Origin of the sequence: Micromonospora sp. MW-13 (assembly GCF_003434305.1) — a bacterium.
Taxonomy (GTDB): Bacteria; Actinomycetota; Actinomycetes; order Mycobacteriales; family Micromonosporaceae; genus Micromonospora.
The window spans coordinates 73,317-85,343 of record NZ_QKKX01000003.1 but is presented as its reverse complement, the minus strand read 5'-3'; the positions used below and the strand labels follow the sequence as shown (position 1 = coordinate 85,343).

Here is a 12,027-nt window from a genome sequence, read left to right as displayed (position 1 = left end):
GTCCGCGCCCCTCCCCCGGAGCCCTCCGATGTCCGAGGCGTCGTCGACCCCCGAGCCGAGCCAGTCCCCCGGCACCGACCCCGGCGGCCCTCCGACGCCCGCGCCGGACCAGGCACCCTCGTCCGTCCCGGGCCTCCCCCCGGCCCCGGCACCCTCGACACCGGGTGCCGCACCGTGGGCGCCCCTCAGCCCGCTCGCCCCACCGAAGCCGTGGGCGGCGCCGGAGCCGTGGGACCCGTCGGCGGCGAGCGATGCGGGTCTCCCGCCCGCCGCCACCGCGGAGGCGTCGGCGGCGGGCGGATCTCTCCCCGGAGGGCAGCCCCGGTCGGGGTACGTCCCGGCGGGCTGGCCTCCCACCCAGCCCGGCCCCACCCAGCCCGGCTGGCCCGCCGGGGGAAACCCCGCGCACGCCGGTTGGCCCCCGGCCGGCTATCCGCCGCCGTTCGCATACCCGGGGCAGCCGCCCACCCGCTCGGGCGGCGACGCGAAGGTGATCGCGCTCGTGATCGGGCTGGTGGTCGTCCTGGTGCTCGGGCTGTGCTGCTGCGCCGGCCTGGGCGGGCTCGTCACCGCCGCAGCGGAGGACAGGACGACAGCAGGCGACCCCTGGTACGACAAGGACGAGACCGAGCCGGTCGACCCCTGGTACGACGAGGACGGAACCGAGCCGGTCGACCCGCCCACCTTCCCCGCCGACCCGTCGAAGAAGCCGGTGACCCGGCCGACCGCCGGCCCGGCTCCGGTGACGGTGGTCTACGAGGTCACCGGGGGCGGCCGGGCCGACGTCGCGTACTTCGACGCCGACAGCGACCTGATCCATGTCGACAGCGCGAAGCTGCCCTGGCGGACCACCATCAGGACCAACGGGCAGAGCCGGGTCATGGTGGAGGCCACCCGGCCCTACGGCGAGAACGAACCGCTCACCTGCCGACTGTCGGTCACCGGGGCGGGCCCACCGGCGACCGACACGACCACGGCAGTCTGGCGCACCACCTGCTCGACCGGCTGAGGTGGGCGTGGCCGAACCCCGGCCCGTAGGCTGACCCGGGTGACGACGCCCCCCGATGTCGACCCGCTGGTTGCCCGGATGCGCCCCTTCGGGACGACGATCTTCGCCGAGATGTCCGCCCTGGCCGTGCGCACCGGCGCGGTCAACCTGGGCCAGGGTTTCCCGGACACCGACGGTCCACCGGAGATGCTCGCCGCCGCCGCCGAGGCACTGCGGGGCGGGCAGAACCAGTACCCGCCCGGTCCGGGCATCCCCGCGCTGCGTGCCGCCGTCGCCGGTCACCAGCGCCGGTTCTGGGGCCTGGAGTACGACCCGGCCGGCGAGATCGTGGTCACGGCCGGGGCCACCGAGGCGATCGCCGCGAGCATCCTCGCCCTCTGCGAGCCGGGCGACGAGGTGATCTGCTTCGAGCCGTACTACGACTCGTACGCGGCCTCGATCGCCCTCGCCGGGGCGGTGCGGCGGCCGGTGACCCTGCGCCCGGGCCCGGACGGCCGGTACGCCTTCGACCCGGACGCCCTGCGCGCCGCGTTCGGGCCGCGGACCCGGCTGGTGCTGCTGAACTCGCCGCACAACCCGACCGGCAAGGTCTTCACCCCGGGCGAGCTGGCCCTGGTGGCCGAGCTGTGCCGCGAGCACGACGCGTACGCGGTGACCGACGAGGTGTACGAGCACCTGGTCTTCGCCGACGCCGCCGCGCCCCACGTGCCGCTGGCCACCCTGCCCGGGATGCGGGAGCGCACCCTGCGGGTCTCCTCGGCCGGCAAGACGTTCTCCTGCACCGGCTGGAAGGTCGGCTGGGTCAGCGGCCCCGCCCCGCTGGTGTCGGCGGCGCTGCGGGTCAAGCAGTTCCTCACCTTCGTCAACGCCGCGCCGTTGCAGCCGGCGGTGGCGGTGGCCCTCGCCCTGCCGGACGGGTACTTCGCCGACTTCGCGGCCGGCATGCGGGCCCGCCGGGACCAGCTCGTCGCCGGGCTGACCGACGCCGGTTTCGACGTGCTCACCCCGGAGGGAACGTACTTCGTCACCGCCGACGTCACCGGGCTCGGCGGGCGCGACGGGATCGAGTTCTGCCGGTCGCTGCCGGAGCGCTGCGGGGTGGTCGCCGTGCCGACCCAGGTGTTCTACGACGATGCCGAGGCGGGCCGGCGGCTGGTCCGGTTCGCCTTCTGCAAGCGCCCGGAGGTGCTCACCGAGGCCGTCGCCCGGCTGCGCCGGCTGGGAGCCGACAGGTGAACGACGGGCCCGCCGAGCGGGTCCGCCGGCTGGCCGCCCTGCGCGGCTGCGACCGGGTGCTCTCCGGCGTCCGGCCGGTGTCGATGGCCGAGCACCTCGACGCCGTCCGGGCCGCGCTCGCCCCGGACTCGCTCCCGGACATCTACGGCGAGGGCGGCCCGGTCGAGGCGCTGGAACTACGGGTCGCCGAGCTGCTCGGCACGCAGGCCGCCGCCTTCTTCCCCACCGGCACGATGGCCCAGCAGGTCGCCCTCCGGTACGGCGCGGAGCTGACCGGCCGGACCACGGTCGGCCTGCACCCGCTGGGCCACCTGATGCTGCACGAGCGGGACGCGTACGCGCTGCTCGGCGGGTTGCGCGCGGTGCGCACCACGACCGCGCCGCGCAACCCGACCGCCGAGGAGGTGGCCGAACTGGCCGAGCCGGTCGGCACCCTGCTGCTGGAGCTGCCGCTGCGCGACGCGGGCTTCGTGCTGCCCACCTGGGACGAGCTGGTCGCGGTGGTCGGCGCGGCCCGGGAGGCCGGCGCCCGGGTGCACCTCGACGGCGCCCGGCTGTGGGAGTCGACCCCGCACCTGGGGCAGCCGCTGGCCACGGTCGCCGGGCTCGCCGACAGCACGTACGTCTCGTTCTACAAGTCGCTCGGCGGCGTCTCCGGCGCGGCCCTCGCCGGGGACGCCCGGCTGGTCCGGTACGCCCGGGACTGGCGGCACCGCTACGGGGGCACGCTGTTCCAGCAGTGGCCGGCGGCGGCTGCCGCGCTGGTCGGGCTGGACCGGGAGCTCCCCCGCCTGCCCGGGTACGTGGCACACGCGGCAGCGGTGGCCACCGCCCTGGCCGGGTTGCCCGGCGCCCGGGTGTATCCGACGCCTCCGCACACCCATCAGTTCCGGCTCTGGCTGCCGCACCCGGCGGATCGGCTCAACGCGGCCAACCTCGCCCTCGCCGAGGAGGAGAAGGCCTGGTTCGTCGGCGGCTGGCGGGACACCGAGGTCCCGGGCCTGGCGATGGCCGAGGTCACCGTGGCGGCCCCGGCCCTCGACCTGGACGCCACCCAGGTCGCCGACCTGGGTGGCCGATTCCTGCGCCGGCTGGCGGCGACCTGACGCCCCACCACCGGCCGCGCGCGAAGTCTTGGCGGAAGGTGACCTCCGGAGGGGCCGTTCCCTAATCCGCCCTCGCCCGGGCGTTGATGGGCGTTGATCCGGCCCGGCGACGGACGGGTCGTCGAGGACGTGGACCTCACCGACGGCGAGGACCGGCCGACACCTACGACCGGGTCGCCCGCCTGCGCCTGTGAGGTGCACCGGTCCCCCAGGGAGCCGGGCCGGGGTCAGGCGGTGGGGCTGGCGGAGCGGACCTGCCCGGCGATGCGCTCGGCGACCTCGCGGGCGGTCTGCTCGGTGGCCGCCTCGACCATGACCCGGACCAGGGGTTCCGTGCCCGACGGGCGCAGCAGCACCCGGCCGGTCTCGCCCAGCTCCGCCTCGGCCCGCTCGACCTCGGCCCGGACGGCCGGCGCGGCGGCGCCCACCGAGCGGTCCCCGACCGGCACGTTGATCAGCACCTGCGGCAGCTTGGTCACCACGGCGGCCAACTCGGCGAGGGACCTCCCCGTGGCGGCCATCCGAGCCATCAGGTGCAGCCCGGTCAGCACGCCGTCGCCGGTGGTGGCGTACGCCGGCATGACGATGTGCCCGCTCTGCTCGCCGCCGAGGGCGAGCCCGGAGGCGCGCAGCTCCTCCAGCACGTACCGGTCGCCGACCTTGGTCTCGACCAGCCGGATGCCCTGGGCGGACATGGCCAGCCGCAGGCCGAGGTTGCTCATCACGGTGGCGACCAGGGTGTCGTCGGTGAGCGTGCCGGCGTCCCGCATGGCCAGGGCGAGGATCGCCATCACCTGGTCGCCGTCGACCTCGTCGCCGTCGGCGGTGACCGCGACGCACCGGTCGGCATCGCCGTCGTGGGCGATCCCGAGGTGCGCGCCGAGCTTGACCACGGTCTCCCGCAGCCCGTCGATGTGGTTGGAGCCGCAGTCGTCGTTGATGTTGAGGCCGTCCGGCTCGGCGTGGATGGCGACGACCTCGGCCCCCGCCTCCTGGTACGCCACGGGCGCGACATCGGCCGCCGCGCCGTTGGCGCAGTCGACCACGACCTTGAGCCCGTCGAGCCGGTGCGGCAGGGTGCCGATCAGGTGCTGGACGTAGTGGTCGGCGCCGTCGAGCAGGTCGTGCACCCGCCCCACCCCGGCGCCGGTCGGCCGGTCCCAGGCGGTGGTGGCGTTCGCCTCGACGGCCGCCTCGATCTTCATCTCGATCTCGTCGGGGAGCTTGTGCCCGCCGGCGGCGAAGAGCTTGATGCCGTTGTCCGGCATCGGGTTGTGCGACGCGGAGAGCATCACGCCCAGGTCGGCCTTGGCCTCGGCGGTGAGGTAGGCCACGGCCGGGGTCGGCAGCACGCCGACCCGGACCACGTTCGCGCCGGCACTGGTGAGCCCGGCCACCACGGCGGCCTCCAGCATCTCCCCGCTGGCCCGGGTGTCCCGGCCGACCACGGCGAGCGGCGGATGGCTCCGGTCCGTCTCGGCCAGCGTGTGGGCGGCGGCAACCGCCACCGCGAGCGCCAGCTCGGGAGTGAGATCCGCGTTCGCCCGCCCGCGTACGCCGTCCGTGCCGAACAACCGGCCCATACCCGCCAACCTCCGAGGAAATGGTGCACAACAGGAAAGCGAAACGGCCGGGCCACCTCCCCGTCGAGGGGGAGGCGGACCCGGCCGTCCGTCAGAAGTACAACGTGCCGCTGGTGGTCAGCGCTTCGAGTACTGGGGAGCCTTACGGGCCTTCTTGAGGCCGTACTTCTTGCTCTCCTTGACCCGGGCGTCGCGGGTCAGGAAGCCGGCCTTCTTCAGGGCCGGGCGGTCGTCCGGCTCGCTGACGATCAGCGCCCGGGCGATGGCGAGCCGCAGCGCACCGGCCTGGCCGGTGGTGCCGCCGCCGCGCAGGTTGGCGATGACGTCGAACGCCTCGGGCTTCTCGGCGGTGACCAGCGGGTCCTTGATGAGCTGCTGGTGCACCTTGCTCGGGAAGTAGGCCTCAAGGTCGCGGCCGTTGCAGGTGATCTTGCCGCTGCCCGGGACGATGCGTACCCGGACGATGGCCTCCTTGCGGCGGCCGACGGTCTGGATCGGCCGGTCGCCACGGGGCGCGCGGGCGACGGGCGCCGGCGCCTCGGTGGCCTCGGGGGCGACCTCGGTCTCGGTGATGTCGGTCATGCTGCTTCCTTCGCCCGCGCTCACTGCGCGATCTGCTTGATCTCGAACGGCGCCGGCTGCTGCGCGCCGTGCGGGTGCTCGGCACCGGCGTAGACCTTCAGCTTCTTGATCAGCTGACGGCCGAGCTTGTTGTGCGGGAGCATCCCCTTCACGGCCAGCTCGATGGCCCGCTCGGGACGCTTGCTGAGCAGCTCCTCGTAGCCGACCTGCTTCAGGCCGCCCGGGTAACCCGAGTGGCGGTAGGCGACCTTGGTCTGGCGCTTGTTGCCGGTCAGCGCGACCTTGCCCGCGTTCACGACGACGACGAAGTCGCCCGTGTCGACGTGCGGCGCGAAAGTCGGCTTGTGCTTGCCGCGCAACAGCGTGGCGGCGTGGGTGGCCAGGCGGCCCAGCACGACATCAGAGGCGTCGATAACGTGCCACTGACGCTCGATCTCACCCGGCTTCGGGCTGTACGTACGCACAGGTCTACCTTGTCTCGTCGTCGGTCTGGGGTCGCGCGCCGAGGTGACCAGGCGCGCACGAACGACCAAGCGTACCTGATGCGGCACGCCTCTGGATGTCGTACAACAGCAGGCAACGATACCCGGGGGCAGGTCGGCAGGTCAAAACGGGGGGTCACCCCCGCGCCGCCCCGCGTCGCCATCATGATCTCGGTCACACTCCGGCGCGGGTCATCTTCCACCGGCCCGGCCGTCGTCGCAGGTCGACCTCGGCTGTCCGAGTCGCCCACGCAACGACGACCGCACGACCGGGCGGGCGCGCCGGTGAGATGCCGGCCGGAGCCGCGCGGGTCGGAGGTCGGCCGGGGCCGGGAACCGCGCGGCGTGCGGAGTTCCGGTCAGAGTTCCTGGAGGATGCGCAGCGCGCGCCCGACCCGGAGCATCGTGTCGGTGTCGGCCACGTCCACGCACTCGGTGAACCACTTCTTCATCGGCGAGGAGAGCCGGTCGGGCATCACCACGTACCCGCCCATCGGGACGGCCAGCGGAGAGTCGCGCAGCAGCGCCGTCTCGACCACCTCGGCCACCATCACGATCGGCACGTCCGTGGAGTTGTAGACGTCGGAACTGATCACCAACCCGAGCCGTTCCCGGGCCCCCTCGATGCGCCAGACCTCGCCCCTACGCAGCACGCGGCCGCCCGCCGAACAGCGCCTCGTCGACCATCTCCACCTCGCGGGCGTCCGCCAGGGCGGCCGTCTCCAGGTCCAGCCCGGCGCGGCCGACGGCGGCGGCGTGCGCGGTGAAGACCTCGCGCAGCGCCTTCTCCCGGGCGGCCTGGTCCATCCAGGCGGAGAGCGACAGCCCCTCCCGCTTGGCGAACCGGCGCGCCTCCTCGATCGTCTCGTCGGAGAACGACAGTGTCACCTTGGCAGTCATGCCGCTCAGCCTACTTTCGGTATGACCACCGGTCATCCCACTTGCCGCCCACCGCCGAACCACCCAAAAACCCCGCCGCATGGCAGAACCCTCGTGGACGAGCTGCCCCGGCGCACGGTCACCATCAAGCGGCCGGGCACCTGCTGACCCTGCGTGGGCACGCGGCCGTGATCGACGGGGAGCTGCGCCCGATGGCCCCCGCACCGATGGCGGTGCTGCGGGCGCGCTGGCCACGTCACCGGTGCGGATGCTCTCCCGTACCGCCCTGCTGCGGACGCTGCCGCCCCGAAGACCCCGCTGATACACGGAATTAGTGGCCTTGCGGCGCCGCAAGGCCACTAATTCCGTGTATTGGCACCCGGGGGCGGGCGGCGCGGCGCGGCGGCGGTGGTCCTGACGACTCGGGCCACCGCCGGCGCGCTTCAGTCGGTCAGCCGACCGGGGTCGGGTAGCCGCGGCCGTGCTCGGCCTGGAGGCGCAACATCGCGTGCTCGACGACCGTGACCAGCACCTGCTTCACCGAATCCCGGTGCCGGGCGTCGGTCATGATCAGCGGCACCTGGGGCGAGATGGCGAGGGCCTCGCGGACCTCCTCCAGCTCGTACTGGGGCGCGTTGTCGAACCGGTTCAACGCCACCACGTACGGCAGGCGACGGTTCTCGAAGTAGTCCAGCGGGGCGAACGCGTCGGTGATCCGGCGGGTGTCGACCAGCACCGCCGCGCCCACCGCGCCTTTGATGATCTCGTCCCACATGAACCAGAACCGGGTCTGGCCGGGCGTGCCGAAGAGATAGAGGATCAGGTCCTCGGCCATGGTGATGCGGCCGAAGTCCATGGCGACCGTGGTGGTCTGCTTTCCTGGCACCTTCGACGGGTCGTCGATCCCGACGCCGGCCGCGGTCATCACCGCCTCGGTGGTCAGCGGAGTGATCTCCGAGACCGCGCCGACCAGGGTCGTCTTGCCCACGCCGAAGCCGCCCGCAACCACGATCTTCGCGGAGGTGATCCCGCGGTTGCGGCGTGCCCCGGCGGGGTCATAGCCTGCGAAGTCCACTTAGCACCCTTCCAAGGATTTCCATCCGCTCCTCGTACCCTTCGGGAGGAGCGGCAGTGTGTAGCGTCAGCAGGCCCTCGGCCACCATGTCGGCGATGATCACCCGGGCGACGCCCAGCGGCATCCGGGTGTAGGCGGCGACCTCGGCCAGCGACTGGGGTCGGCCCTCGCAGATCGTGGCGATCCGGTGCTTGTCGTGGCCGGCGAACCGGGACTCGGCGACCGCCGTGGGGCTGGCCGTCAGCACCGCCTCCAGCGCGATGTCCTGGCGCGGCTCGGTACGGCCACGGGTGACCGCGTACGGACGCACCAACGCGCCGCGCGGGTCCTCCCGTCGTTGGTCCATCCGCGATCACCTCCTCTGGAGGGTGCCGTCCCTCGGCACCCGATCAGTCCGTCCGTGCGCTAGGAGCGCACCGCGTCCCGGCGCAGCGGCACCAGCGCGGCGCCCACCCGCTCGACCAGCAGCGCCATCTCGTACCCGACCTGCCCGACGTCGCAGCTACGGGCGGCCAGCACCGCCATCGACGAGCCGTCGCTGATCGACATGAGGAACAGGTAGCCGCTGTCCATCTCGATGACTGTCTGGAGCACCCCGCCGGCGCTGAACATGCGGGCCGCGCCCTCGGTCAGGCTCACCACGCCGGAGGTGATCGCCGCGAGCTGGTCGGCCCGGTCCGCGGGGAGGTCCCGCGACGAGGCGAGCAGCAGCCCGTCCGCGGACACCGCCACCACGTGGGCGATGCCTGCCACGCTGTCGGCGAAGTTGGTGAGCAGCCAACCCATGTCCTGCATGGCCGCTGGCCTGTTCATCGGCTCGTCTCCTTGGTCGAGGTGCTGTTCTGGTCCACGCCGGCCGTCCGTCCGCGCTGCACGCCGCGGTGGTAGGCCGACAGCAGACCGCGTACTTCGTCGGGGGTGCGCCGGCTGCGGTCCCGACCGCTCTTCTGCTCGATCCCGCCGGGGACGAGCTGCGCCTGCGGGACCCGCTTCGGCAGGCCGGAGCGGGTGGTACCGGACGCGGTCGGTTCCGCCGCCCGGCTGGCCCGCGACCAGCCCTCGTCGGCGGCCGTCCGCCAGGCCTCGGGGTCGATCGCCGACGGCCCGGTGGCTGCCGCCGGCCCGGTCGGCCCGGTCGCGGCCGGCGTCGGCTCCGGGGGCGGGGCCACCGGCGGGGTGTACGCCGGCGGCGGGGTCGCCGCGGTCGTACCGTCCGCGGGGGTGGCCCCCGGGGTACGGGTGGGCAGCGGTGGCCGGGGGGCAGCGGGCACCTTGGCCGGGGCCGGCTCGTCGTCGAAATTGGGCCGCTGGAAGATCGCGGTCACGTCGTCACCGTGCGACCGGAACCAGACCGCCTCCATCTCCCGGAAGATCGGTGCCTCGGCCGGCTGGGCCGGACGGGCGACCACCGGGGCGGCCGGGGCGGCCGGCACGGCGGGAGCGTTCGGTGTCATTCCGGCGACCGGGCCGCCGGGCAGCACCGGCGCGGCGGGTGTCACCGAGGCGCTGGGGGCGGCCTCCCCGGCGGGTGTCCGCCGGGGCAGCGGGTCGATCGTCGGGAACGCCACGGTCGGGCTGCCCACCGAGAACCCGTCACCGGGCGTGAACGCCGGCTGGGCCGGGGCGGGCGGCTGGCCCAGGGGGGCCGGCGCGGCGGCTGGAATCGCCGGCTGGGCGACGGCCGGCGTGCCGAACGGCGTGGCCGGCGCGGCCTCCCGGGAGTCGCCGGGTACCTGCCAACGGGCCGGCGTCGGGGCGGAGGTACGCCACTGGTCGGTCAGCGTGGCGGTGCGGCCGGCACCGGCGAGCGGCGAGTCGAGGCCCATCGGGGTGAGCGGCGTCTGCTCCACCGCGGCGGGCTGGCGCGGCGGGGTCAACGGCGCCGGGGCCTGCTCGCGACCGCGCAGCGACGGCAGCACCACGGTCGAGCTGGGCAGCGTCACCTGGGCGACGGTGCCGCCCTCGACGTTGCGCCGCAGCTCCACCCGGATGCCGTAGCGGGACGCGAGGCGGCTCACCACGGCCAGACCCATCAGCCGGAACGCGGCGACGTCCACGGTCGACGGGGCGGAGAGCCGGCGGTTGAGCGAGTCGAGCTGCTCGTCGGTGAGCCCGAGGCCCCGGTCCTCGACCTGGATCAGCACGTAGTCGCGGATCCGTCGGCCGTCGGCGACCACCACCGTGTTCGGCGGCGAGAAGCGGGTCGCGTTGTCGAGCAGCTCGGCGACCAGCCGGACGACGTCGTTGACGGCGTGCGCGGCCACCGAGATGTCGGTGTCGACGGTGCCGAACTCGATGCGGTTGTACTGCTCGACCTCGGACTGGGAGGCCCGCAGGACGTCGATCAGCAGGGCGTCGTCGCGGCGCGGCACCGCCGAGTCCGCACCGGCGAGCACCAGCAGGTTCTCGTCGTTGCGGCGCATCCGGGTGGCCAGGTGGTCGAGCTCGAAGAGCTGGGCGAGGCGCTTCGGGTCCTCCTCGCCGCGCTCGATCGCGTCCAGCTCGCCGATCATCCGGTCGACCAGGGTCTGACTGCGCCGGGCCAGGTTGAGGAACATCGCCGAGACGCTGGTCCGCAGCGCGGCCTGCTCGGCGGCGACCCGGACCGCCTCCCGGTGGACGACGTTGAACGCCAGCGCGACCTGGCCGACCTCGTCACGGTTGGTGAGCTTGATCGGGTCGCGGACCTGCCGGACGATCTCCTCCACGCCACCGTCGCCGACGCTGCCGATGTTCTGCAGCCGGCTCACCGCGTCCGGCAGGTCGCGGTTGGCCACCGACAGGGCGCCCTCACGCAGCCGGCGCAGCGAGTGGTTGAGCGACCGGGCCAGCACCACGGCCAGCGTGACGGCGACGATCAGGGTCAGCAGCACCAGCGCCGACTCGATGATCGCCTGCTGGATGACGTTGGACCGGGCCTCCTCGGTCTGGGCGAGCAGGCGGTCCTGGAGCCGGATCTCGGCCCACCGCATCAGGTCGTTGACCGCGCCGATGGAGGCGGTGGCGTCGGCGGCGGAGACCAGCGGGGCCTGCCCGACCGACCGGTTCAGGTCGGCGGCCACCCGGTCGGCGAGGGTCACCGCGTCGCCGGAGACCGTGCTGTCGACGAGGGCCCGCTGGACGGGGTCGGCGGCCAGCGAGAAGGAGACGAGCGCCTCCTGCTGGCTGGTCAGGGTGGCGACGAACGAGGAGAACTGTTCCTCGTCGAGCCGGCCGGCGGAGAGCGCGGTGAAGGCCACCGCCTCCTCCTCGGCGACCGCCGCCTTGGCGTGGGCGAACGCGGCCACCGCCCGGCGGGTGTCCGCCAGGCTCTCCTGGCCGGGGAGCTGGGCCAGCGTGTCACCGTAGGAGACCAGGTCGGTGAGGATGACCCCGTAGCGCAGCGCGGCCTCGGCCACCGCCATCTGCTGGCGGTCCAGGACCTCCTGCCGGGTGCTGTTCAGCGTCGCCAGGTGGTCCCCGATGACCTTGAGCCGGTCCCGCACGGCGGCCGGGACGTCGCCGACCCGCCCGCGCTCGGCGTTGTACTCCGCGATCCGGGCGTCCGTGCTGCGCACCCGCAGGTTGAAGGCGTCGGCCCGCTGCCCCGGCGAGGCCAGGTAGCTGGCCGCGGCCATCCGCTCCTTGTGCAGGTCCTGGGTGAGTGCGGAGACGTCGATCGACAGCTCGGTCAGCGACCGGAGCCGGGTCGCCTCAAGCGCGCCCTCACCGGTCGAGATCAGCCGGACGGTGGCGAGCGCGATCACCGCCGCGACCGGCACCACCAGGATCAGCGCCAGCTTCGAACGGATCCGGGCGTCGCGTAGGCGCGGCAGCCGACGGCGCCGACTCCGCTCGTCCGACTCGCCGCTCTCGGGCAGGGTCGTAGGTCCGGTGCTCACGACATCGCCTCCGTCGTTTCTTCCACGCCTGAACCGCCGACCCGTGGCCGGTGCAGCGGACAGCGCCGCGCGCGGCACGGCCGCGATTGCATCAGAGATGATGGTGTTTGGGAAGCCGCGGTGAGGTAGGAAACGGTCGCACGGCACTCATCGCGTGATCCGGTCAACTAATACCTTCATTTTCTCAAGCCCCT

The 12,027-nt window shown here is 73.7% G+C and carries 12 protein-coding genes and 1 pseudogene; 4 read left to right on the top strand and 9 right to left on the bottom strand.

Annotated elements, in window-relative coordinates; all coding sequences use genetic code 11:
• Positions 1-490 precede the first annotated feature (490 nt).
• The 3 genes from C5N14_RS31950 to C5N14_RS02345 are packed head-to-tail and all read left to right on the top strand — an operon-like array spanning position 491 to position 3,351.
• Positions 491-1,009, top strand: coding sequence for an MmpS family transport accessory protein (locus tag C5N14_RS31950; RefSeq protein WP_165878018.1), 519 nt, complete (start codon positions 491-493; stop codon positions 1,007-1,009).
• Positions 1,010-1,048: 39 nt separating this feature from the next.
• Positions 1,049-2,245: a pyridoxal phosphate-dependent aminotransferase gene (locus C5N14_RS02350; protein ID WP_256371490.1), complete on the top strand. Its 1,197-nt coding sequence runs from the start codon at positions 1,049-1,051 to the stop codon at positions 2,243-2,245.
• On the top strand, positions 2,242-3,351 hold the full coding sequence (locus C5N14_RS02345; protein WP_117665141.1) for a low specificity L-threonine aldolase: 1,110 nt from the start codon (positions 2,242-2,244) through the stop codon (positions 3,349-3,351). The genes C5N14_RS02350 and C5N14_RS02345 overlap by 4 nt, the downstream gene beginning before the upstream one ends.
• 227 nt (positions 3,352-3,578) lie before the next feature.
• On the opposite strand, the gene glmM is transcribed toward C5N14_RS02345, so the two are convergent.
• The 5 genes from glmM to C5N14_RS02320 form a co-directional block, all read right to left on the bottom strand.
• Positions 3,579-4,934 (bottom strand): phosphoglucosamine mutase, encoded by a 1,356-nt coding sequence (glmM, locus tag C5N14_RS02340; RefSeq protein WP_117665140.1) that lies wholly within the window; start codon positions 4,932-4,934, stop codon positions 3,579-3,581.
• Positions 4,935-5,051: 117 nt separating this feature from the next.
• Positions 5,052-5,516, bottom strand: a complete 465-nt coding sequence (rpsI, locus tag C5N14_RS02335) for a 30S ribosomal protein S9 (RefSeq protein WP_088647409.1) — start codon at positions 5,514-5,516, stop codon at positions 5,052-5,054.
• A gap of 20 nt (positions 5,517-5,536) precedes the next feature.
• Positions 5,537-5,980 carry a 50S ribosomal protein L13 gene (rplM, locus tag C5N14_RS02330; protein WP_117665139.1) on the bottom strand — a complete coding sequence of 148 codons (444 nt, stop codon included), beginning with the start codon at positions 5,978-5,980 and terminating at the stop codon, positions 5,537-5,539.
• A gap of 377 nt (positions 5,981-6,357) precedes the next feature.
• Complete coding sequence (locus C5N14_RS02325) at positions 6,358-6,651, bottom strand: hypothetical protein (protein WP_117665138.1); 294 nt, start codon at positions 6,649-6,651, stop codon at positions 6,358-6,360.
• The gene (locus tag C5N14_RS02320) at positions 6,641-6,898 is read right to left on the bottom strand and encodes a DUF6364 family protein (protein ID WP_117665137.1); all 258 of its coding nucleotides are present in this window, start codon (positions 6,896-6,898) and stop codon (positions 6,641-6,643) included. The genes C5N14_RS02325 and C5N14_RS02320 overlap by 11 nt, the downstream gene beginning before the upstream one ends.
• 84 nt (positions 6,899-6,982) lie before the next feature.
• On the opposite strand from C5N14_RS02320, the pseudogene C5N14_RS02315 reads away from it, so the two are divergent.
• Positions 6,983-7,181 (top strand): annotated as a pseudogene (locus C5N14_RS02315) (uroporphyrinogen-III synthase); the annotation flags it as partial.
• Positions 7,182-7,328: 147 nt separating this feature from the next.
• On the opposite strand, the gene C5N14_RS02310 reads toward C5N14_RS02315, so the two are convergent.
• From C5N14_RS02310 to C5N14_RS02295, 4 genes are read right to left on the bottom strand one after another with little or no spacing between them, the layout of a single operon-like run.
• Positions 7,329-7,952 (bottom strand): ATP/GTP-binding protein, encoded by a 624-nt coding sequence (locus tag C5N14_RS02310; protein ID WP_117665136.1) that lies wholly within the window; start codon positions 7,950-7,952, stop codon positions 7,329-7,331.
• Positions 7,933-8,298 (bottom strand): DUF742 domain-containing protein, encoded by a 366-nt coding sequence (locus C5N14_RS02305; RefSeq protein WP_117665135.1) that lies wholly within the window; start codon positions 8,296-8,298, stop codon positions 7,933-7,935. The genes C5N14_RS02310 and C5N14_RS02305 overlap by 20 nt, the downstream gene beginning before the upstream one ends.
• Before the next feature lie 59 nt (positions 8,299-8,357).
• The gene (locus C5N14_RS02300) at positions 8,358-8,765 is read right to left on the bottom strand and encodes a roadblock/LC7 domain-containing protein (protein WP_117665134.1); all 408 of its coding nucleotides are present in this window, start codon (positions 8,763-8,765) and stop codon (positions 8,358-8,360) included.
• A complete protein-coding gene (locus tag C5N14_RS02295) occupies positions 8,762-11,833 on the bottom strand; it encodes a sensor histidine kinase (RefSeq protein ID WP_117665133.1) in 3,072 nt (1,023 codons plus the stop codon). The genes C5N14_RS02300 and C5N14_RS02295 overlap by 4 nt, the downstream gene beginning before the upstream one ends.
• Between the last annotated feature and the right edge of the window lie 194 nt (positions 11,834-12,027).